The organism is Longicatena caecimuris (genome assembly GCF_018406465.1).
GTDB lineage: Bacteria > Bacillota_I > Bacilli_A > Erysipelotrichales > Erysipelotrichaceae > Longicatena > Longicatena caecimuris.
Map to the genome: position 1 here is coordinate 1871664 of NZ_AP024510.1, position 22734 is coordinate 1894397.

A 22734-nucleotide genomic window follows, 5' to 3' on the forward strand; every position below is an offset into this window, starting at 1 on the left:
CCTCCTTCCCTATTAACGCAAAGTTTCACGCAAGTATTTATTTTTATATAAAACCTTACATACCACTACAAGCACAACAAATACGAAATTACTGAAAAGAAAATACCATATCGTGCTGAAAGGCCATTGCAATATGAACTGAAATAATGGAGATGTCATCGTTAATAATGGCAATTGCAGGATATAGATTCCTATAAAATAAGTTGCGATATGCAATGACCTATGCAATTGTAAAGCAGCTTGCTGCCGATACGTAAAGCAAAGGCAAAGACTGCATATGACCAGTATCGAACCATAAAACATTTCAGGCATACAAGTGTCTATTCGCTCACTTGCTATCAATAGCAGAAAAAGCGTAATAAACACACTTAGCAAGACCTTACTTTTCGTTACGATCATGCACCTTTCCATCCTTTGACAAACATCCGATAAGCAGCCACCAAGCATAAAATAAAATAGCCATATCCACATTCGCAATATTTGTGGTATTCGCATTATGCAAGCATATCCTTGTATTTCACATCCCAAATTAATACTATCAACTAAGATACACAGTACCCCCAACCACATAACTACTTGAAGATAACGTTTTTTGTGCGTGGTATATAAGCGATATAGTAATGGGGTGATACTGTATAAAAACATCAAGAGATATAAAAACCAAAATTGATAATAATAACTCCCCTGCCATACATCTTTTATCATCTGTAGCAATGTCATTTGTAAGATAGTAAGAATCCCTTGTTGCCAATAGACAACTATGGCATATAAGAAATTCCAAAACGCAATCAAAGCGATAAAATGCATGATTTTCTTAGATATTTCGCGATAGCTATACGCTCTTCGCAACATCAACTTTCCCGATATGATAATAAAAATCGGTATTGCATAGACAATCGCATTGAAAAGGGTATGTAAGAAAACAGAGTTCATCACAAAATCCAGATGTAGGATACAGACATGTGCAAAAAAGACCAGATAACAACCGATTCCTCTTATGAAATCAAAGTACTGATTTCGTTGCTCATATGCTTGCTGCATAAAACTCCTCTTCTAATCGATCTATCAAGGTATCACTGATTCCACTAACTGCTTTGCGAAAGAATAATGCCTCACTTGCTTTAAGATATGCGTAATCGTCATTACTATATGGCGAGACTTCACCATATGCATTGATTTTCATCACATGCAAAGCTGTCCACCGATGGATATCATCAACATAAGCCGCTTCAACACCTTTTTTAAACGTATGATCACGAAAAGGTGAATTAAAGAGGATCGTTTGAAACAACATTTCATCCGGTGCATATGAAGTCTGAAAATATGTTAATAACTTTGGCTGGGTATCAATCAAATCCATCATATAGCTTGCAAACGCATGCGTTAACGCATGCCATTGTCCTCCACCATACACCGTATAAGTTTGTCCTTGTAGAATTAAGTCCGTTTTTTTATAAAACAGACGATTCTTTGTAATACCATAACGTAACAGGTGATGAAGAAATCTATCCGCTTTTTTGTTATGGAAAAAAGGCTTCATAAAATGTCGTTGCTGAATCTTAAAATAATCTTGGTTCTTATCCGTGATTGCAAATCCTCTGATAAACTCTACATCGGCATGCTTTGCAAAAAAAGTCTGCAAATCTTTTTGTGCATACAATGGATAATCTTGTCCGGATAATAAAACATAGCGATCATATTTTTTCTGTAATGCGGCACGATACAGTAATAAGGTAGCTTCTACTAAGCTGATATCTCCCCAATAGCACCTTGTGCGTTGTGTAAGGATATATAAGGATGAATAGTCATTTATTTCATCGATGGAGAAATCAGCCTTTTGATCCACATGCAAATACACATCCTGCATTTCACATAACTGTTTTAACAATCGATTCAATTGTTTGACATCTGTATGTGCCAATATTAAATATGCAATTCTCATATGGTATCCTTCCCATCTTCATGTAACCGTCCTTCGTATAAGGTAATATACGCAAGAAACGCTCTATTCTTATCCAAATGAGCCTTTTCTTCTGGAAGCAATTGTATACGCTGCAATGGCTTTTCCTTTAAAAGCTTCAAGAATTCGTTTACGTTATGTACAACATAGCTTCCTTTACACAAGGTTTCTTTACATCCGCCCACATCATAACTAACAATTGGGCAGCCACATGCCTGCGCTTCAAGATTAACACTTGGGTAAGTATCCTCATATGTTGGATTGAAAAAGACATAGCTTTGCTGATACCAGGAAACAAGCTCTTTCACATCGTGTGTTTCTTTATATCCTTTGATATTGGATGGCAATTGATGCAGCTGTTGTTTCGTTAACCCAATCATAACGATTTGATATGCATCTGGAATGTGCTTTGCCAAAGCGATAAAATCATCAAACCCTTTTGCAGCAGTCCATTTCCCAGCAACCCCAAGAATCGTTTTCGTTTTTTTATCCATCGCGGTCTTCCTTGGAGAAAATACTTGTAAGTCAATTCCATTATGAATGGTATAGATTGGATATGCTTGTAGAAAGGAAGCTTGCACTTGCTGCAAAAGCCAATCGGAAGGAGTAATCAAGATGAGATTTTCTATGCCGGTAAAACATGCTTTCTTTTTCTGAAAGCTGCGTGTCATATCGCTCCTTATTGTCTTAGGATAGCCATCATGATGCTGACATTGACGACATTGTGATTGCCATTGCATACAGCCATGACCATTGTAGTGTGCACAATTCCCTGTAAAGCTCCAACAATCATGTAATGTCCAAATTTTTTTTATTTCCGGATGACGTTTTAAATATGCACAAAATAGTGGTAAATTCAGATAATAGCCATGCAGATTATGCAAATGAAGAATATCCGGCTGTAGCCGTTCGAGCTTTTTAATAAAGCGTTTGGTCGCAAAATAGCTGCCAAAACCATTTTTTCCTAAAAAGCGTGCCTTTCCCACATGCCATAAAACATCAAAGATCGTTCCTATTTTTATTGTTTTATAAGTTGCCTCTGCCTTGCCTCTGCCATAAGCCATGTAACAGCTATACCCTTTTTGCTGTGCCATTGTATACAATGTCTTGCATATCCTTCCTGTACTGCCATAGCATACGGTATTCACGAAAACTATTTTTTCCATACGGTTTTATTTATGATGGAAGTATAGGATTGAAGGATTCTTACGACTTTTCCACTGATTGGCTCAATATAATCATAAACAGGCAAGCTTTTTTCATGATGCTTTTCTAATTGTATTGCTAAGGCAACCGCCTGTAATACCTCTTCCTTTTGGATACCGGCAAGAATGAAATTTCCTTTTTCCATCGCCTCAGGGCGCTCGGTACTAGTACGTATGCAAACAGCCGGAAATCCTAAATCGATGGATGAGAAAAAGGCAGCTTCTTCAGGAAGTGTTCCAGAATCACTTACAACAGCCAATGCCTGTATCTGTAATTGATTGTAATCATGAAAACCTAATGGCTTATGAATACGGACACGTTCATCAAAAGAAAAATTCCTTTCCCTAATAAACTTTTCTGCTCTTGGATGACAAGAATATATAATAGGCACATTGTACATATCTGCTAAGGCATTGATTGCCGTAAATACATCATAAAAAGCTTCTTCATGATCGATATTCTCTTCCCGATGCGCGGATAACAAAATATATTGTTGCTTTACTAAACCAAGTTCTTTAAGAATCTTTGAATCACGGATTTGCGTTAGATTCTTCGTAAGAACTTCAGCCATTGGAGATCCTGTTACAAACACTCTGTCTTTTGCTACTCCTTCCGCCAAGAGATATCTTCTGGCATGTTCGCTATAACACAAATTTACATCTGCAATATGATCTACGATACGACGATTCGTTTCCTCTGGCAATCGTTCATCAAAACAGCGGTTTCCAGCTTCTAGATGAAAAATCGGGATATGCAAGCGTTTCGCCGCGATCACACTTAAGCAACTATTGGTATCTCCCAGCACCAGCACTGCATCAGGACGAACATTTGCCATTAGATGATAGCTTTTTGCAATAATGCTGCCGATTGTCTCACCAACTTCATCTTTTGCGGCATTTAAGTAAAAATCCGGTGCCCGCAGCTGCAAATCCTTGAAAAAAATCTGATTCAGTTGATAGTCATAATTCTGCCCGGTGTGTACAAGGATTTGTTCAAAGTATAAATCACATGTTTTGATGATTTCTGATAATCGTATGATTTCCGGTCTGGTACCAACGATTGTCATCAATTTTAATTTTTTCATAAGGGTGTTCACACCTCCTTATAATAGGTATCCGGATAAGTTTCATCAAATACTTCATTTGCCCAAATAATTACTACCATATCCTGCGTTCCCGTATTTTCAATACAATGTAAATACCCCGGTGGTATATCCACTACTTCCATTTTGTTCGCCGAAAGATGATAGGTAAGAAGCTTATGATCATCGTTATAAAGATTGCGCAATTTAACATTTCCTTCGCCGGCGACAACAACATATTTTTCATTTTTGCTCATATGCCAATGATTTCCTTTTACAATACCCGGATGCAAAACATTTACACTCACTTGTCCATAAGTATCCATATGAAACATCTCGGTAAAGCTGCCTCGCGCATCCTGATGCATTGTTAAAGAATACGATAAGTTTTCTTGCGGCAGATAAGACAAATAGGTGGCATATAGCTTTTTAACAAATGCCGTTTGATTAGGCAATGTAAGATTCTGCTGCTCATTTTTAAAGGAACATAAGATATTTCTTAATTCCGATAAACGACACCTCGTTGTTGGTTCTACCTTATAGAAATCAGATTCATCTGCAACCGTTGCCTTTCCTTGCAGACAATTCAGTATTTCCGTAATGACATCATCAATATAACAAAGCGTGATTTCCTTTTGTTCATCGTGAATCTGAATATCCTGATTTCTAGCAAGGTGGTAACACCAAGTTGCTACGACACTGTTGTAATCAGGGCGGCACCATTTCCCATATACATTCGGCAGACGATATAGATAAATTTTATTACCGTTTTTTTGCCATAGCGATCTTAAGCAATTTTCAGCTGCACGTTTGCTTCTTCCATAATCATTATCTAGCACTGCCTGAATCGATGAGGTCATTAAAATGGGACATGTATTCCTATGCTGGATTAATTCATCACAAATAAACTGTGTGAATCCTTTATTACCTTCTTCATATTCTTGTGCTTTCTGTGGTCGATTGACACCGGCTAAATGAATGATGAAATCACAATCCGTCAAGTATTCTTTTAAGTCTTCTATCGCATCACGGCGATCATAGGTATACAACTTCAGTGGTTGTAAAAACGACAGTTCTTTACTTTGTAATACATGTATTAAATTTCGGGCAATAAAACCATACGCTCCGGTTATTAAAATGTTCATGCGTATTGATGCTCCCAAGTACGCAACTCTTGTTGTACATAAGCCACTTCCAATAGCTTGGCTTTTACTTCCTCAGTATCCATAAGAACTGTCGTATCGGAATTAAAATGGGATATGCGAACATGTTCATTACTGCCCGTATAAAACTTGTCATAATTCAAATCCCGCTTATCTACCGGAACACGATAGAAATTACCCAAATCAATCGCACTTGTACATTCCTCATCCGTTAATAGTGTTTCATACATCTTTTCCCCATGACGGATGCCAATGATTTTGATAGCATTATCGGCATGGAATAATTCTTTTAATGCCTCTGTTAATACTTTTATGGTACACGCAGGTGCCTTTTGCACAAAAATATCGCCACTTTCACCATGATTGAAAGCAAAAAGCACCAAATCAACCGCTTCTTCTAAAGTCATTAAAAACCTTGTCATATTGGGATTGGTTAACGTCAATGGCCGACCTTCTTTGATCTGCTTGATAAATAATGGTACTACCGATCCTCGAGAAGCTAATACATTCCCATATCGTGTACACATGATACTTGTTTTACGTGGATCCACGATGCGACTTTTCGCCGTAATCACTTTTTCCATCATCGCTTTACTTGTGCCCATGGCATTCACGGGATAGGCTGCTTTATCTGTGCTTAAGCAGACCACTCGTTTCACTTGATACTCAATTGCTGCACTTAACACATTATCTGTACCTATGATATTTGTTTTCACAGCCTCTAACGGAAAGAATTCACAGGAAGGCACTTGCTTAAGCGCTGCCGCATGAAAGACGAAATCAACACCATGCATGGCATTGCGAATAGAATCAATGTCACGAACATCACCGATATAAAACCGCAATTTATGAAAAAGCACAGGATACTTTGCTTGATATTCATGACGCATATCATCTTGTTTTAATTCATCTCTGCTAAATACACGTATTTCTTTGATATCCGTTTCAATAAATCTTTTTAAGACCGCATTGCCAAAGGAGCCTGTACCTCCCGTTATTAACAACACCTTATCTTTAAATATGCTCATCTTTTAACACCCTCATTTCTTTTATTAATTGCTCAATCAAGACTTGTTTATCAAAATGCGCCTTTCCATATGCTAGTGCATTCTTGCATAAACGATCATAACGTTCCTTGGGACATGTTAAGAATTGTTTGCATACACTTGCTAAACCAGCAGCACTGATTTCATCTGTCACGATTCCTGCTTCTGCTTCTAAAAGAATACGTTTACTTTCTCCTTTAACACAACCCACGATGGGGACTCCACATGCCATATACGTCTGCAATTTCGCCGGTAACGCCATCTTAAATACATCATCATCCTTTAAAATTAATAAAGCAGCATCTGCACTCGCTAAATATTGAGGTACTTGTGTTTCTGGTATCCAACCATGGAAAATTACACACTTTTCTAATTTCCGCTGCTTCACCATCGCTACTAATTTCGTCATATATCTTCCGGTACCGATGAAATGCCATTGCACATGGAAATCTTTGAGCATATCAGCTGTTTCTATAGCGATATCCAATCCTTGCGCTTCACCGATATTTCCGGTAAAAACAATATGAAACGCCATCTCATCAAACAATACCTTGCTTTTTGCAACCTTTTCCACCGTAGCGTATTGCGGCCAAAACATGATCTTATCACTGTTTGTCCCCAAATATCTTTGAATACTTTGCTCATAGCTTTTTGAGGAAATCAAGATCTTATCACAAGAACGATAAATATAACGCATTAGTTTATCTAATATGCAGACACAAAGCGGATTTTTTAAACCGGTAATAGCTGTTACATATTCCGGCCATAAATCTTGTACATTTAAGATAATCGGGATCTTCCATTTTTTCTTCAAATAAATAGCGGGCAATGCTGAGGTAAGTGGTGATACGCCAAATACATACAACAGATCAAAGTTTTGTTCTTCAAGTATTTTACTTTTCTTTATCGCTTGGTAAGCATAGCTTAGATAATTGCGCACAAGTTGTAGGCTGCCTTGTCCTCTTGGTCGCATATTGCAACGATATATGGAAATATTCTGCCACTTTTCATCATTGTTCTTTGTTTTACTATACCCTTGATAATAATGTCCTTTGGGATAATTAGGCAGTCCGGTTAAAACACTGACCTCATTGCCTAACTGTTGTAAAGTTATTGCCAGATCGTTAATGCGAAAATGCTCCGGCCAGAAATACTGACTTACAATTAAGATTTTCATGATTTCCTACCTTTGACAATATCCTCAATACTACCAGGTAAAGGGCATAAGGTATCTGCTTTCTGATTGCTGTAAATTGTCGAAGAAAATAACTTTTCAAAATTTCTAATGGATAGAAAGACATCCTTTTTTTTCATTACTTTATAAAAAACACCAAGAAACAAGATCATTGCTTCACATAACAAATAAGGCATTCGAATATGATATTTACACCAGCCTTGCGCTTTATAAAAGGTAATTAATTCTTTCGCACTCACTGCCTTTTTATCACTAAGATTATAAATTGTATTTCCATAGGTATCTTTTTCAATTAAAAACGTCACAAACGTTATAATGTTATTTACTGAACAAAAATGAAATTGATATTCCCCATTTTTAAAATAATAAGCCAATGGTATTGGTTTTAATAATATTCGTTTATCAATGTTCAAGGTAAACGCTTCGCCATAAACAGGAGCAAATCGTAAAATGGCATAAGTCAACTGATCGCTATGCGTACGTAAATATTCCTCTGCTTTATATTTTGCGATAGCATAATAACTCTTAGGAGAACACACTGTACTTTCCTTCACCAATGTCTGCTGACGATTTCCATAGACTTCAATCGTTGAGGAAAAAATTAATTTACAGTTTCTCTGTATGCATTCATCAAAAATATTACATGCACATTCATAATTGATAAAATCATAGTTCGCTTGTGAGGTATCCGCATGGTTTTTATGAACAAGTGCAGCTAAATGAATAACAATATCCGGTTGGATTCTATCAAATATCGTATGTATAGAAGTAAAATCACTAAGCTCACAAATAAAACCATGCTGTTCATCCAACTGCACACTTTGCGTTCTATTAATACCGAAAATTTCATATTCCTTAGCAAGTGCTGCGCATAGCTGTCGACCGATAAAACCATTACTTCCGGTGATTAAAATTTTTTTCATAAGGATTTCACATCTCCTGAGTATGTATCTTTTTGCTCAATTGTTACATGATCCTGCTGGATACAACCTTCGACAACACCTGTTCTTCTAAAAACACATGTTATTGTTTTAAGCAATATTTTAATATCAAAGAGAAGGGAACAATGATCAACGTAATATTTATCAAAAGCTACTTTCTCTATAATTGGTAGCTCGTCTCTTCCATTGACCTGTGCCCATCCACTTAACCCCGGACGATACTTATGAACTCCATATTTTTCTCTTTCCGCAATAAGATCATCTTGATTGTACAAAGCAGGACGAGGACCGATAAAAGACATATGACCCAGCAGTATATTGATCAATTGAGGCAATTCATCCAAACTTGTCTTTCGTAAAAAACGTCCTGACCTTGTGATATATTTTTGCGGATCCTTTAATAAATGTGTTGGGCAATCGCTTGGTGTTGTTTCTAACATGGAACGAAATTTATAGATGTCGAATAGATTTCTAGCTCTTCCAACCCTTTTTTGTTTAAAAAATACCGGTCCAGGACTATCACATTTGATCCATATACAGATCATAAGGGCTATGGGGCTTAGTAAAACGAGTGCAAGGAAAGATAAACAAAAATCGAAAAACCGTTTCATAAACTTCTCATACATTTTATTCACTCCCTTATCAAAATATTTTTATTATCGTCTTTACAATTAAAAACACCTTAATAACTCCTATAAATGAAAAAAGCGACTTTTTTTATGACCGAAATGATCGGTTTCCAATTCTTCATGATGTACAACATGCAAAGGATTTCGATAACATAAACAATCACATACATCCTCACCACAAATCTTCAAAGCTTCTTTATAAGCTGCCTGAAACATCATCTGTCTTCTTCCTGCATCGTGATGAGCATCTGATGCGATAAAGTGACAAAGATTTCTATGTAACAACTTCTTAGCATGTTTCTGACACGTCTTACCAAAACAGCCACAAATACTTGATGCGTTGATTTGCAAATAGCACCCTAATTCCACCCATCTTTGGATCCTTTCTATATCTAGCTTTTGGGGAAAATAACGTTCAATATGTGCGATGATCGGAACATATCCTGCAAGTATCAGTTCATATAGTCGTTCTTCCACCATAAACTCATCACCAAGTTCATTCCTGCATGAAAATTCACATAAGACATAATCTGAACCTGCTAATGTAAGCATTTGCTTTTTTGGCAAACTTTTCGCAAAATCAGTATTTAATAAAAATTCACATCCACAGTATCCTTGTATGCCATATTGTTTTGCTAGATCAATACACTCTTGAAGACGATGTTTCATGAATGTCATGGACATTACCGTGTCTTCTCTTTCACAATAATGTGGTGTAAAAATAACGCGTTCTATATGCTCTTTCACACAACTCTGAAGACACTTATTGGTTTCTTCCAGTGATTGCGAACCATCATCTAACCCCCAACACATATGATTATGTATATCAATAAATCTCATAGGGTGCTCCTTTAATATCTTTAAAATATCGTGGCGATATCTATTATGTTATACTTTTTTGAATGTATCGTTTTTATTGTGTATTCTATAGATTTATGCAAATAAAGTACAAAAGAAAGTAGGCGATAGTCATTAAACTACCGCCCCTTATCAAACCGTACGTGCCCTACTAAGGCATACGGCTTACCAATATGCTTATTTATGTTATCCACTATATCGTAGATTCACTCCTGAATTTACGATTTTCTTTATTCTCTCCTGTGTATAGTATTTGATTCCCTGTTCTTTTAATTTATTGATATATTTTTCTTTTCTGACTTTGTTCTTTTCCTGTTGTTTGTTCACATACACATCTATTGTATAGCTTGGATACATATCCTTGTAATAATGCCATGCCGCGGGTATCAATCCTATCTTACAGAAGAATTCGATATTCCAGACTCCTATTTTCGCAAATCCTTTGCGTATGTTTGGATGTTTATGTATCATGCATACTCTTAATCTTTGCCTAATATATGCATCCAATTTATGAAGATTTCCAATACAACCTTTCACATAACAGTGACTTTCCTGTCCTGCCTGTTCATTCAGTTTTATGGCTTTCTGCACTGTCTTATAATAGTTTACTTTACCAACGATTACATAATTCACTCTTTTGACCCATTCTTCTTTACTTAGCGTCAATGTTTTCTTTGTCTTTTCTTTGATTTTCATTTTAAAATCTTTCAATGACTTTTCCGTTGGTGTTACTAAAAAGTATGGTTTCCCATCTTTCTTTCTATTTCTCCAATGTTGAAAATCAAATCCTACGAAAGTAAAATCGTCATCATGAAAATCTACTATCTTTGTCTTGTTCATGGCTATTTCCAAGCCTAATTCTTGGATTACTTTTTGCGCCAGTTCTCCTGCCTCTATGATTTTCTCTTCACTTTCCGCAAACAGTAGAAAATCATCGGCATATCTTACAAAGTAGATTCCTGCTTTCGCCAGTTCCCAGTCCAGTTCATTCAAATAGATGTTTGCCAGTAATGGAGAGATTACTCCTCCCTGTGGTGTGCCACTATTTGTTTCAAGATATTTTCCTTCTTCCATATATCCTGCCTTCAGCCATTTCCATATGAGGTTCAGCACTGTACCATCTGCGATATATTTATTCAATACGCGCATTAACTGTTTATGTGGGATATTATCAAAGAATCCTTTTATATCACAGTCATAGATATAATTTCTTCCTTTTTCTATATTCCACAGTATCAACTGCATTACTTTCTCCATACCATAATTGGGTCTGTATCCACAGGAACATTTATGAAAGATTCCATTCTCAAACTTTGGACTTAGTATATTCACTAGGGTCTGTTGTATGATTCTATCTTCTATCACAGGTATTCCAAGTGGTCTTTTACCTCCACTCTTCTTAGGTATATACACTCTTCTTACAGGTGCTGGTGTATACGTTTTTGTTTTAAGTTTTTCTAGGATTTCAAGGATTCTTTCTTCCGACTTTTTATCGAATTCCGCAATGGTCTCCCCATCTATCCCTCCGCTTCCTTTATTAGTCTTTACCTGTTTCCATGCCTCCCTCAGTTTCCTGTCTCTCAGCATTTGACCATATAAAGAATGCCACTTAAATTTTAGTGGTTCGTTCATAAAACTCTTTTCCTCCTTCCCCACACATCTGGTTCGTCTATACCTCAGTATCGTGACCATTGCCATTGTGTGAAATTTAGTTAAGTCGCATAAGGTCAAGCCTCTTCACATTCAGTCAAGCTTTGGTTTCTTGACCTACTCCGCTACTACAAGCTTGTCTGACTACTCCATACGTCTTATGAATTTCGCATTACGCTTATATCATAAGACCCTTTGCGAGTATGGAGTCCTCACAGGGTTATCGCTATATCCTTACTGACATGCCAACTATCATCACGTTAATACTCCTATCTTCTCATCCAATTCATTGAAGAAGATTAGTACATAGACTTCCCATTTTTTCGCATGGTCGCCAAGTATTCCCGCCGCCTATATAGTTCACTTTACATTTCGGCCTGCCAATCCGTCTGTGGGCCTCTCGGTTACCCATAACTCCTTCATACAATTTCTCACGAAACCGCATTAGTTTAGACTTTCTGTCTTGCATTGGAACTCAACAGAGTAGGACTTTCACCTACGTAACACCTATCTTTTTAGGATTCATTTATTTCGTTTATACTCCGTATCGTAAATACAATCCCTAATAAGAAAGAATTTCAACCATGCCTGTACATGGTTGAAATATAGCGACTGCCTGTCGCACAAAAAGGCGATTTCCTAAGAAATCACCACTATGCAACAAGGTATAACTAATTGTATACAACCATTGATATAATACTCCTAAAACCTCATCTTGTAAATATTATTTTCAATTTTTGGAAATTATTGTTTATCTTTTACAAAAAAACCAGCATGCTTAGGATATGATGTCATATCCTATCAAACTGGTTTTGTTAATTTATTATGCGTGTTTTAAAACTACACTTTCTACTAAATGTCCAATTTTCTCACAAGAATCACAAGCTAATTCCATGCGATCATAAATAGATTTCCAACGAATCACTTCTACTGGATCAAGGACATCGCTAAACAATTCTCTAGTCGCTTTGGCGAACAAAGTATCGCCTTGCCCTTCTAGATGATTTACCCGCTTGATACAATCCATAATATTGTTGTTGTACTGAATTTTTTCAAATTCCTTCATCATTTCACGAACCGCATCACAGCACATCACAATAACCTTCCCATATGCCATTGCTGCTTCTTGCACTTCTTTTACATTATAGATATAAAGGCCGATAGAAACATCTTCCACCATATCCACCATATCATCCAACGCATTACTTAATGCCACAATATCTTCGCGATCCATAGGAGGGCGCGAATCTTTTGCTAATACGGTCATAATTTCATGACGACGTAAATCAGCCTCATGCTCAATGCGATGCATTTTCTGCAAATGTACATCAATGGCATTCGGTTGGTAGTCTTTCATCATCTTCATCAATTCAAAAGCCGCCTGATAAGCACATTCTGTCATCAGTTGATATGCCTGAAAATAGTTGTACTTTTTCTTTTTGATCATTCTCATATACCTCTTTATCTATCCCCATTTCCTAATGAAAGGAAATCTTAGAATATTCTATCATAAACGCATATACTATACAATCTGATTCCCTCAAAATTTGTACTATTTCAAAAGTTCTTTCACATATTTCAATACATCTTTTCCCTGAACCCAAATATCCGGAGCAATCCCCTGATATTCACTGGCATACGTTTCAGGAAAATCCCCATATAAATTTCCAAACATGATTTGCAAACCACTTTTATCTAAATAAAAGCTTGACATTGCACTGCCACTAATTGCCCCTGCACTCGGCATTCCAATAAAGATTACATTTTCCATTGTATGCAATTCATCCATCAGCATTTCACTGGCCGATGCGCTGGTTTCATCTTGCAAAACCAATAATATACTTTTATTCTTGATCAGCTTTTTTCCCATATAAGGCTTTTCAATATATAATAAATTATCATGTTTCTGATAATTGCCATCTTCTAATAAAGATGCTAAGGATTGATCGGTTTTCTCATCCATCAGCTGTTTGAACTTTTGTTCATGCAATGGCAGCCGCAGCATTCGTGCTCCATAACCACTTAAGCGCTGTTTGGCATAACTATGCGACCACGCATAACTCAACATTGCATTACCACCAGGATTGCCCCGTAAATCTAAAATGGCAAGCGGTTTTTGGGAGAATTGCGCTGCCCTTGCTAAAAAAGTTTCGGCATATTGTGCATACGTATCACTGGCTCTGGGATATATCATTTTTGTAATATGCAGATAAGGAATACCTTGCACGATTTTTTCTGTAAGAATATCCTCACTACGCTTCATCTGTTCCACTTTTTCCATAGCTACCTTACGCTCACTTCCATCTGCATAGCGCATGGATAAGTGCGTAATGTTTTTTCTGCTTCGATAAAACAGTTGATAAGAAATGCTGCCATCCTTATGCAAGACAGGCTTTAAATACGTCGCAAGATCTGCATCCTTATGGATTTGCACAATACGTTTTTGATTGGATTGATCATAATAACCATCCTTCTTTTTCACATAAGCCTTTTTTTGATAGTGTACCCCTTGTTCGCTATACGTGGTATAGCTTTCATGCAAAGGTTCAAAATCAATTTGAAAATGGACATCTTCAATAAAAGAAAGTTGTTTTCTTAATACTTCACCTAACTTCGTTTTCTTAATTTTTGCATATGTCTTTATCTGTTTATCTACCATTTGCTTTGCTTCTTGGAAGCGCGCATCTCCATATATAGGATATTTCCCATACAATGCCTTCAAAGTAAAGAAAACATCTTCTACATCCTGTAGGGCTTCTTGCTGTGTCACACTTTCTTCACCATTCGTTTTTGCCCCATGTGCAATGACATAATCCATTGCTCGATAATACGCTTCACTGCTATTGGCATATGGTGAAAAAGCATCGGTTTGTATCGGATTTGGGATAATTTGTGCATGCGCTGCATTGACATATTTCTTATACTCCTGCAACACCTGGGGTACTTTTTCATCTTTTACTTTCGCTGTGCAGGCACTCAAGCATAACACACAACATAAACAGACCCATAATTTTCTCATCGTTTTCCTACTCCTTTTTATTCCATATCTATAGCCTTTTTATACCTTGATCAACAAATTGTTCTTCCCTATGTTTGAACGTATGGTTTTATTTCTTTTAACACAGACGCAATATCCTTTTCAATTACGAGTGATTGTTTTGCCAACTGCATGGGACAATATGCTTCCAATTGGTTGATGATAACATAATATGCCTGTGGATTTTCATGAACGAATTGCCAAAAAGGATATTTAATGATGCCCGGAGTATTATTCCCTACTCCTAATTCTAAATATACAATGTGATCATCTTTATGCTGCTTGAGAAATTGCTGATATCGTTTTTGTGCGGCATGCCAACCTGCATCCTCACAAAAATTAGCATCATAGCGTAGATTTACTGTCATAGGAGCATGGCAATAGGGACAATAAGGAATCAATTCTTTGGGAATGCAACGCTTTTTTTGCTGCATAACCATCTGCCGTATCACTTTCTCATTATCATACGTCTTGGCATGACAATTGTGTGAACATTGCAACAAGCCATAATCGCCTTGGGTATAAAATAAACGTTCTTTCGCAAATCCATGCAATTGAAACTGATGATCCACATTCGTCGTAATGACAAAATAATTCTTATCTTTGACAAGGGATAACAGATCTGCATAGACCGTATTTACCTGAGCAGCATAGCGATTATGATAAATATGTCGGCTCCAATATCCCCAATATTCTTCCAATGTCGCGAAAGGATAAAACCCTGCTTCATACATATTAGTAAAATGATAAGCATCTATAAAGTCTTGAAAATAACGATAAAACCGTTCACCATCATAACGCAAACCGGCTGCGGTAGATAAGCCAGCTCCGGCACCTATTAAGATTGCATCTGCCTCTTGTAACAGCGCATGCAGCTTTTCAATGTTGGAGATAGGTTTGATAAATGCGTTCGTCTTCGTCTTTGAATACATTAAAGATCACCTTCATTTCATAATTGGTTTCTTGTAAATAGGTTTTCACCGTATGAATAGCAATAGCGGCAGCTTCTTCATTAGGAAAATGGAAAACCCCGGTAGATATGCAACAAAAGGCAACCGAAGTCAGATGATATTGTTGTGCTAAGCTAAGACAAGAGCGATAACAATCTGCCAGTTGTTGCTTCTGCGTATCTGTGACTTGCCCATATACGATAGGACCTACCGTATGCAATACATAGGTTGCCGGAAGATGATATCCTTTAGTTATCTTAGCTTTTCCTACTGGCTCTTCATGCCCTTGTTTTCGCATGATAACAGCACACTCCTGACGTAATTCTATACCTGCAAAAGTATGAATAGCATTATCAATACAACCATGACAAGGTTGAAAACATCCTAACAATTGTGCATTTGCAGCATTCACGATCGCATCTGCTTGTATTCTTGTGATATCACCTTTCCATAAGTGAAGATTCTTATCAAAAGCCTGCATTTGTGCTATGGTAACGATACCTTTTTGGTGTTTTATTGCTTCTAATACTGCCTTTTCATGGCATAAATAAGCATTAGACACCGGTTTCGGTTCTCTTACATTCACTAACGAGCGATATAGTTGGAAACATTCTTCTTCCTGTTGCGGTATGGAAATGTCCCTGTAAGCTTCATTTTCCTCTAATAAATATGTGATAAGCCATTGTAGATGTTCTTGCATATGACCACCTTGCCTTTCTTTATGTAATCATAACGCGTTTCATAGAATTTGCAAAGCAAGCAGTTTATAAGTTCGCCGTTCTAAACAAATCAATATAAGAATCAACATATATGTACAATACGTTTAATAATACAATCAATAGTACCTCTTTACGATCATCTATATGGTTCTTTTCTTGATTTGGGCAAAAACACATAATCTATCTTTTCTAGATTCATTTTACGCTTTATCACATAGCGATTTCTTGTATAAAGACAACATAATGTAACCACGCAAGATAAACTATTTCGCACTTCGCACCATTCGACGTTATTCTTGTATTGTAAAAAGGTATTTCTTTATCATGTCCATATTCTAATGCAACCTTCTTCGCATTACCATCCAAAGTTGCCTGTACGATTTCTTTGAATTGTCTTACGATTTCAGAAATTTCTTTCATGCTAACTCTTTTCAATTTAAAAGTAAAATACTTTCAATCTTCTTTTGTTTTAACTGCATGATGATGTACATTCCCTGCTATTCTTAATTTATCTTCATCACACATTTTCTCCTTTACCCTACTTAATACGGTAGTATCAAAGCTATGTTGTTGAACATAAGAGATTAGCGAATCCCTGTCTTTTAAGTATGCATATTTCAATATCCATCCGATTGCCATACGTATATACCTGTTTTCTTTATGTTCCACCTCATCAATTACTGCGTATACAAAAGCCAGTGGCAAATGAATCGCAAATTCATCTCCGGAGTAAAGCAAACATACAATAGCGGCACGATTTACCAAGACATTCGCATCATGACACCATGCGAAAACATGCTCTTTTACTTGCGTGTAATGCTGTTCCAACATGGGATTTAAAACGCGATAACAAAATTGATCACACCATGCCCAGCCATCCACATACGTCTTGAGCCATTGCTCATAAACAACAAAATAAGAAAAATCATATAGCTTGCGTCTTTTGATCCAAAGCGATATGTATTTTATATAAGTTGGTGTGACCTCTAATAATTTTTCACACAAGGCAAGAAATGCTTTATCATCCTTAGGAAGTTTCTGATAGGAAACGTTTGCTGCTTTTTGTATTTCTTTTGCGGAAACACTAGGATCTAATGCTAAAAAAACTGATTCTATGAAATCCTTCTTGCTCATCTTTCACCCTCCTATCGTTATCTTTTCTTTATTGTAAACATATCTTTTGCATAAGACAACTATCAGATAAAAAAAGAAGCATAGCTATTCACTACACTTCCTATGTTCCCTTATTTACATTTACCATCTGCATCAACATGCATCGGCTAATTCATTCATTGAAATCGTGGTAAAATTCATCGATTCTAACACCTTCAACATCGCATTGGCAGTATCGAAGCTAGTAAAACAGCTCACACTGTTTTCGGCTGCTACACGGCGTATCAAGAAGCCATCCATAGTCACTTCTTTCTTTTGTGACATGGTATTGATGACATAATTGACATGACCTTTACGAATGACATCTAACACATTCTCCATGGCTTCCTCATGCGCATCAATTTTCTGCACGGTTTTCACATATAAACCATGTGCTTGTAAGTAATCAGCTGTTCCTTTGGTTGCCAGTATGCCATATCCGATAGCAGAGAAGCGTTTGGCTATCAAAAGTCCTTCTTCTTTGTCCTCATCGGCGATGGTCAATAAGAGATTGCCATGTGTAGGAATCTTCACGCCGCTTGCCAACAATGCTTTATATAAGGCTTTTTCCAGTGTTACATCTCCTCCCAAGGCTTCACCGGTGGATTTCATTTCCGGACCTAATACGGTATCAACACTGCGCAGCTTAGCAAAAGAGAAGACCGGTGCTTTGACAAAGACGCGTTGACTTTGTGGTCGTATGCCTTCTGCATAGCCCTGTTCTTTTAAAGAATGACCAAGTGCACAGCGTGTTGCCACATGACTCATTGGAACCCCGGTAATCTTAGATAAGAATGGTACGGTACGAGAAGAGCGTGGATTCACTTCGAGGACATATACCTGTTCCGCTTTATCAATGATGAATTGAATATTATATAAACCAATAAAATGGAAACCTTTACCGATACGAATCGCATAATCCACGATCGTATCTTTCACCTTTTGCGAAACGGTTTGCGCTGGATATACCGAAATGGAATCCCCGGAGTGGATGCCGGCACGTTCGATATGCTCCATGATACCGGGAATATACACCTGCTCACCATCACAGATAGCATCAATTTCCATTTCTTTTCCCACAATATATTTATCTACCAAGATAGGCGCATCGTGGCTGATTTCTTTTACCGCCGTTGCCATATATATCTTTAAATCAGCATCGTTATGCACGATTTCCATAGCACGGCCGCCAAGCACATAACTTGGACGTACCAACACCGGATAACCGATCTTATTCGCAATGACTAAGGCTTCTTCAACCGTCACGGCGGTTTCCCCGGTTGGCTGTGGAATATTCAGCTTATGCAGCATTTTTTCAAATGCATGTCGATCTTCGGCACGATCGATGTTTTCTAAGGACGTACCTAAAATCTTTACCCCGCGTTTTACGAGCTGATCGGCTAAGTTGATAGCCGTCTGCCCACCAAATTGGACAATAACCCCTAAAGGCTGTTCTAAATCAACTACATGCATGACATCCTCAATGGTTAATGGTTCAAAATACAATTTATCAGAGATAGAGAAATCGGTGGATACTGTTTCCGGATTGTTGTTGATAACGATGGCTTCATAACCACATTCACGCAAGGTCATGACACAATGAACCGTCGCATAATCAAATTCAACACCCTGTCCGATACGAATCGGTCCACTGCCTAACACGATGATTTTTTGACGATCACTGCGTATAGATTCATTTTCTTCTTCATACGTGGAATAAAAATATGGTGTAGCACTCGCAAATTCCGCAGCGCATGTATCTACCATCTTATACACCGGACAAATGCCATGTTGTTTACGTAAGTTATAAACAGCTTTTTCTTCCATTCCCCAACTACGAGCTATAAAACTATCCGCAAAGCCACAGCGTTTAATTTCCCATAAGATTTGAGTGTCCTTTGGATGTTGTTTCATGCGTTCTTCTAAGGCGATGATGTGGGCAAATTTTTCTAAGAAGAAGGTATCGATCTTGGTAATATCATGAATGCGTGACAAGCTTTCTTTTCTTCGCAACAATTCGGCAATACCAAACATGCGCTGATCATCTTTTATCGCAATGCTATTCCACAACTCTTCCTTTGCTTTTTCTTTGCTTTCTTTATTTTCGATATGATCACATTTCATTTCCAGTGAGCGTATCGCCTTTAAGAAGCTTTCTTCAAAACATCTTCCAATTGCCATAACTTCCCCGGTTGCCTTCATCTGGGTACCTAAACGACGATCGGCATGAGGGAATTTATCAAAAGGAAAACGTGGCAGTTTCGTGACAACATAATCTAACGCCGGTTCAAAACAAGCATAGCTGGTATTGGTAATTGGATTGATGATTTCATCTAAGGTAAGACCTACCGCAATTTTCGCTGCGATTTTGGCAATCGGATAACCGGTTGCTTTTGAAGCCAGCGCACTGGAACGTGATACACGAGGATTTACTTCAATGATGTAATATTTAAAAGATGCAGGATCCAAAGCTAACTGCACATTACAGCCACCGCAGATCTTTAAAGCGCGAATAATCTTTAAACTGGCATTACGCAGCATCTGATGCTCACGATCACTCAATGTCTGTACCGGTGCTACGACCATTGAATCTCCTGTATGTATCCCCACCGGATCGATATTTTCCATATTGCAGACGACGATGGCATTATCATGCGCATCCCGCATGACCTCATATTCGATTTCCTTAAAGCCGGCAATACTACGTTCAATTAAGCATTGCTGTACCGGAGAAAGTTTTAAACCATTTTCGGTGATGATACGTAGTTCTTCTTCTGTATCCACAAAGCCACCACCGGTTCCTCCTAAGGTATAGGCAGGACGTACAACAAGCGGATAGCCAATCGTTTGGGCAAAGGCAAGTGCTTCTTCTACGGTATGAACAATGGCACTTTCCGGTACCGGTTCTTTGATTTCATACATCAATTCACGGAATAATTCACGATCTTCCGCCTGGTTGATAGCTGTTAAATCAGTACCTAAGATTTCTACACCATATGCATCCAGAATTCCTGAATTGGCTAGCTCTACCACCAGATTCAAACCAGTCTGTCCACCCAAGCTTCCTAAGATAGCATCAGGACGTTCCTTATAAATGATGCGGCTGGCAAATTCTACGGTCAAAGGTTCCATGTATACACGATCGGCAATCGCGGTATCTGTCATGATCGTTGCCGGATTAGAATTGATCAAAATGACTTCATAACCTTCTTCTTTTAAAGATTGGCATGCCTGAGAACCGGCATAATCAAATTCCGCCGCCTGGCCAATGACGATTGGACCAGAACCAATCACCATGATTTTTTTAATATCTGTACGCTTTGGCATATTACACACGCTCCTTTTCCATCAGTTCCATAAATTGGTCGAATAAATAATTGCTGTCTTCCGGTCCGGGAGCAGCTTCCGGATGATATTGTACACTGAAGATCGGATAGCGCTGATGACGCACACCTTCCACACTTTTATCATTTAAGGCTTGATGACTCATCACCAGTTCGCTATTTTCCAAACTTTCCGCTTCTACTGCATAGCCATGATTCTGTGATGTCATTTCAACTTTGCCGGTTGCTAAATTCATGACCGGATGATTACAACCACGATGTCCGAATTTCAACTTCACGGTATTGGCTCCACAGGCTAAGGCAATCAGCTGATGTCCTAAACAAATTCCAAAGATGACGACCTTTCCCATCAATTCTCGTATGGTCTGTATCGCAACTTGCATATCCTTAGGATCACCAGGACCATTGCTGAGCATTACCCCATCCGGATGCAAGGCTAAGATGGCTTCTGCACTTGTATCGTATGGCATAACGATCAAATCACAATGACGTTTTGATAATTCACGAATGATGCCATGCTTAGCACCAAAATCCAACAATACGACCTTTTTCCCTCGTGATGGAATCGGAAAAGGTTTTTGCGTGGATACACGCGCCACTTGATCATGCAGATACGGTGTTGCTTTTAACATCTTTACCGTTTCCTCAACATTCGCATCTGAATCTGCCAAAATGGCCCGCATCGTTCCACTGTTGCGCAGTTTGCGAGTGATTGCTCTGGTATCCACACCGGCAATGCCTGGAATATGTTTTTGTTTTAAAAAGGTATCTAAGCTCATATCCCCGCGAAAATTGCTAGGTGTTTCACAGTATTCTCTGACCACAAAGCCAAAGACAGCGGGATCCAAACTTTCAAAATCATCTCGATTGATGCCATAATTTCCAATGAGCGGATAGGTCATCAAAACGATTTGTCCGCAATAGGATAAGTCACTCAATACCTCCTGATAACCGCTCATTCCGGTATTAAACACAAGTTCACCGACCTGATAAGTATCATCACCAAAGGCGATCCCTTCATAGACACTGCCATCTTCTAAAATTAATTTTCGTTTTTGCATAACCGTATCCTCCTGTTTGCTTGCCTTACATGTAAGGACTTACATTTCTTTTTTCCACCAAAAAGGCATAGACGCTATCAAATAGTGCTATGCCCCTTTGCTTTACTTCTTCATCCAAGATTCATCTTTTGGATCTTTTTTCCATGCTTTTAATTTTTCAAGATCATTTTCCTTGATGTACGCATTTTCTAAAGCTACATCAATCAAGACATCGTAGTTACTTAATGTCTTAAAGCTGCATGCGATAGAATCAAACAATTCACTGCTTGCTGGTAACAGATAGGTAAAGATAGCCACAACGCCCAATACCTCAGCACCTGCTTCACGCAAAGATAAGATGACATCCTTTACGGAACCACCGGTAGAAATTAAATCTTCCACAACAACGACTTTCGCACCTTTTTCGATCTTTCCTTCGATCTTATTTCCTTTGCCATGTGTCTTATTGGAACTACGTACGTAGCCAAATGGTTTTTCCATCTTATCCGCAACCATTGCACCCCAAGGAATACCGGCAGTAGCTGTACCAACGATGACTTCTGCTTCACTGTATTCTTTCTGAATCAACTCGACAAAGCCCTGCACAACGACACTGCGTTTTTCAGGAAAGGATAATACCAAACGGTTGTCACAGTAGATGGGACTTTTAATACCGCTTGCCCAAGTGAATGGATCATTTGGCTGTAAGGATACTGCCTTAATATCTAACAGGTTTTTCGCAACTGTTTTTTCTATGCTCATC

At 37.9% G+C, this 22734-nt stretch carries 20 protein-coding genes; all 20 read right to left on the reverse strand.

The window, feature by feature from the left end:
* Positions 1–12: 12 nt before the first annotated feature.
* The 20 genes from KJS44_RS08810 to pyrE all read right to left on the reverse strand — a co-directional run bounded on the left by KJS44_RS08810 (position 13) and on the right by pyrE (position 22733).
* Complete coding sequence (locus KJS44_RS08810) at positions 13–1041, reverse strand: acyltransferase family protein (RefSeq protein WP_008687838.1); 1029 nt, start codon at positions 1039–1041, stop codon at positions 13–15.
* Positions 1025–1942, reverse strand: a complete 918-nt coding sequence (locus tag KJS44_RS08815; protein ID WP_008687836.1) for a beta-1,6-N-acetylglucosaminyltransferase — start codon at positions 1940–1942, stop codon at positions 1025–1027. The genes KJS44_RS08810 and KJS44_RS08815 overlap by 17 nt, the downstream gene beginning before the upstream one ends.
* Positions 1939–3126: a glycosyltransferase gene (locus tag KJS44_RS08820; protein WP_081484682.1), complete on the reverse strand. Its 1188-nt coding sequence runs from the start codon at positions 3124–3126 to the stop codon at positions 1939–1941. Before KJS44_RS08820 ends, KJS44_RS08815 begins: the two co-directional genes overlap by 4 nt.
* Positions 3114–4250: a non-hydrolyzing UDP-N-acetylglucosamine 2-epimerase gene (gene wecB, locus KJS44_RS08825; RefSeq protein WP_008687832.1), complete on the reverse strand. Its 1137-nt coding sequence runs from the start codon at positions 4248–4250 to the stop codon at positions 3114–3116. Before wecB ends, KJS44_RS08820 begins: the two co-directional genes overlap by 13 nt.
* An 8-nt stretch (positions 4251–4258) precedes the next feature.
* Positions 4259–5392, reverse strand: coding sequence for a polysaccharide biosynthesis C-terminal domain-containing protein (locus KJS44_RS08830; protein ID WP_008687831.1), 1134 nt, complete (start codon positions 5390–5392; stop codon positions 4259–4261).
* Positions 5389–6438, reverse strand: a complete 1050-nt coding sequence (locus tag KJS44_RS08835) for a polysaccharide biosynthesis protein (RefSeq protein WP_008687830.1) — start codon at positions 6436–6438, stop codon at positions 5389–5391. Before KJS44_RS08835 ends, KJS44_RS08830 begins: the two co-directional genes overlap by 4 nt.
* Positions 6425–7633: a glycosyltransferase family 4 protein gene (locus tag KJS44_RS08840; protein WP_008687829.1), complete on the reverse strand. Its 1209-nt coding sequence runs from the start codon at positions 7631–7633 to the stop codon at positions 6425–6427. The genes KJS44_RS08835 and KJS44_RS08840 overlap by 14 nt, the downstream gene beginning before the upstream one ends.
* Positions 7630–8574 carry an NAD-dependent epimerase/dehydratase family protein gene (locus tag KJS44_RS08845; RefSeq protein WP_008687828.1) on the reverse strand — a complete coding sequence of 315 codons (945 nt, stop codon included), beginning with the start codon at positions 8572–8574 and terminating at the stop codon, positions 7630–7632. The genes KJS44_RS08840 and KJS44_RS08845 overlap by 4 nt, the downstream gene beginning before the upstream one ends.
* Positions 8571–9218 (reverse strand): sugar transferase, encoded by a 648-nt coding sequence (locus KJS44_RS08850; RefSeq protein ID WP_008687827.1) that lies wholly within the window; start codon positions 9216–9218, stop codon positions 8571–8573. Before KJS44_RS08850 ends, KJS44_RS08845 begins: the two co-directional genes overlap by 4 nt.
* A 66-nt stretch (positions 9219–9284) precedes the next feature.
* On the reverse strand, positions 9285–10061 hold the full coding sequence (locus KJS44_RS08855; RefSeq protein ID WP_008687826.1) for a CpsB/CapC family capsule biosynthesis tyrosine phosphatase: 777 nt from the start codon (positions 10059–10061) through the stop codon (positions 9285–9287).
* A gap of 204 nt (positions 10062–10265) precedes the next feature.
* Positions 10266–11711 (reverse strand): group II intron reverse transcriptase/maturase, encoded by a 1446-nt coding sequence (gene ltrA, locus KJS44_RS08860; RefSeq protein ID WP_008686908.1) that lies wholly within the window; start codon positions 11709–11711, stop codon positions 10266–10268.
* An 841-nt stretch (positions 11712–12552) separates the two neighbouring features.
* On the reverse strand, positions 12553–13176 hold the full coding sequence (locus tag KJS44_RS08865; RefSeq protein WP_008687824.1) for a DUF47 domain-containing protein: 624 nt from the start codon (positions 13174–13176) through the stop codon (positions 12553–12555).
* 105 nt (positions 13177–13281) lie between these two features.
* Positions 13282–14748 (reverse strand): S41 family peptidase, encoded by a 1467-nt coding sequence (locus KJS44_RS08870; RefSeq protein WP_008687822.1) that lies wholly within the window; start codon positions 14746–14748, stop codon positions 13282–13284.
* Positions 14749–14816: 68 nt separating this feature from the next.
* Positions 14817–15698 (reverse strand): SIR2 family NAD-dependent protein deacylase, encoded by an 882-nt coding sequence (locus KJS44_RS08875; protein WP_008687816.1) that lies wholly within the window; start codon positions 15696–15698, stop codon positions 14817–14819.
* The gene (locus tag KJS44_RS08880) at positions 15646–16416 is read right to left on the reverse strand and encodes a protein-ADP-ribose hydrolase (RefSeq protein ID WP_008687812.1); all 771 of its coding nucleotides are present in this window, start codon (positions 16414–16416) and stop codon (positions 15646–15648) included. Before KJS44_RS08880 ends, KJS44_RS08875 begins: the two co-directional genes overlap by 53 nt.
* Before the next feature lie 229 nt (positions 16417–16645).
* Complete coding sequence (locus KJS44_RS08885) at positions 16646–16855, reverse strand: hypothetical protein (RefSeq protein WP_008687811.1); 210 nt, start codon at positions 16853–16855, stop codon at positions 16646–16648.
* 33 nt (positions 16856–16888) lie between these two features.
* Positions 16889–17569, reverse strand: a complete 681-nt coding sequence (locus KJS44_RS08890) for a DNA alkylation repair protein (RefSeq protein ID WP_008687809.1) — start codon at positions 17567–17569, stop codon at positions 16889–16891.
* Positions 17570–17701: 132 nt separating this feature from the next.
* Complete coding sequence (gene carB, locus KJS44_RS08895) at positions 17702–20914, reverse strand: carbamoyl-phosphate synthase large subunit (RefSeq protein WP_008687808.1); 3213 nt, start codon at positions 20912–20914, stop codon at positions 17702–17704.
* A gap of 1 nt (position 20915) precedes the next feature.
* Positions 20916–21992 (reverse strand): carbamoyl phosphate synthase small subunit, encoded by a 1077-nt coding sequence (locus KJS44_RS08900; protein ID WP_008687806.1) that lies wholly within the window; start codon positions 21990–21992, stop codon positions 20916–20918.
* Between the two features lie 102 nt (positions 21993–22094).
* Positions 22095–22733, reverse strand: a complete 639-nt coding sequence (gene pyrE / locus KJS44_RS08905; RefSeq protein WP_008687805.1) for an orotate phosphoribosyltransferase — start codon at positions 22731–22733, stop codon at positions 22095–22097.
* Between the last annotated feature and the right edge of the window lies 1 nt (position 22734).

Excerpts from the sequence above, each read along its gene's own strand:
- KJS44_RS08810 (WP_008687838.1), bottom strand. The coding sequence starts at position 1,041 with ATGCAGCAAGCATATGAGCAACGAAATCAGTACTTTGATTTCATAAGA.
- KJS44_RS08815 (WP_008687836.1), bottom strand. The coding sequence starts at position 1,942 with ATGAGAATTGCATATTTAATATTGGCACATACAGATGTCAAACAATTG.
- KJS44_RS08820 (WP_081484682.1), bottom strand. The coding sequence starts at position 3,126 with ATGGAAAAAATAGTTTTCGTGAATACCGTATGCTATGGCAGTACAGGA.
- wecB (WP_008687832.1), bottom strand. The coding sequence starts at position 4,250 with ATGAAAAAATTAAAATTGATGACAATCGTTGGTACCAGACCGGAAATC.
- KJS44_RS08830 (WP_008687831.1), bottom strand. The coding sequence starts at position 5,392 with ATGAACATTTTAATAACCGGAGCGTATGGTTTTATTGCCCGAAATTTA.
- KJS44_RS08835 (WP_008687830.1), bottom strand. The coding sequence starts at position 6,438 with ATGAGCATATTTAAAGATAAGGTGTTGTTAATAACGGGAGGTACAGGC.
- KJS44_RS08840 (WP_008687829.1), bottom strand. The coding sequence starts at position 7,633 with ATGAAAATCTTAATTGTAAGTCAGTATTTCTGGCCGGAGCATTTTCGC.
- KJS44_RS08845 (WP_008687828.1), bottom strand. The coding sequence starts at position 8,574 with ATGAAAAAAATTTTAATCACCGGAAGTAATGGTTTTATCGGTCGACAG.
- KJS44_RS08850 (WP_008687827.1), bottom strand. The coding sequence starts at position 9,218 with ATGTATGAGAAGTTTATGAAACGGTTTTTCGATTTTTGTTTATCTTTC.
- KJS44_RS08855 (WP_008687826.1), bottom strand. The coding sequence starts at position 10,061 with ATGAGATTTATTGATATACATAATCATATGTGTTGGGGGTTAGATGAT.
- ltrA (WP_008686908.1), bottom strand. The coding sequence starts at position 11,711 with ATGAACGAACCACTAAAATTTAAGTGGCATTCTTTATATGGTCAAATG.
- KJS44_RS08865 (WP_008687824.1), bottom strand. The coding sequence starts at position 13,176 with ATGATCAAAAAGAAAAAGTACAACTATTTTCAGGCATATCAACTGATG.
- KJS44_RS08870 (WP_008687822.1), bottom strand. The coding sequence starts at position 14,748 with ATGAGAAAATTATGGGTCTGTTTATGTTGTGTGTTATGCTTGAGTGCC.
- KJS44_RS08875 (WP_008687816.1), bottom strand. The coding sequence starts at position 15,698 with ATGTATTCAAAGACGAAGACGAACGCATTTATCAAACCTATCTCCAAC.
- KJS44_RS08880 (WP_008687812.1), bottom strand. The coding sequence starts at position 16,416 with ATGCAAGAACATCTACAATGGCTTATCACATATTTATTAGAGGAAAAT.
- KJS44_RS08885 (WP_008687811.1), bottom strand. The coding sequence starts at position 16,855 with ATGAAAGAAATTTCTGAAATCGTAAGACAATTCAAAGAAATCGTACAG.
- KJS44_RS08890 (WP_008687809.1), bottom strand. The coding sequence starts at position 17,569 with ATGAGCAAGAAGGATTTCATAGAATCAGTTTTTTTAGCATTAGATCCT.
- carB (WP_008687808.1), bottom strand. The coding sequence starts at position 20,914 with ATGCCAAAGCGTACAGATATTAAAAAAATCATGGTGATTGGTTCTGGT.
- KJS44_RS08900 (WP_008687806.1), bottom strand. The coding sequence starts at position 21,992 with ATGCAAAAACGAAAATTAATTTTAGAAGATGGCAGTGTCTATGAAGGG.
- pyrE (WP_008687805.1), bottom strand. The coding sequence starts at position 22,733 with ATGAGCATAGAAAAAACAGTTGCGAAAAACCTGTTAGATATTAAGGCA.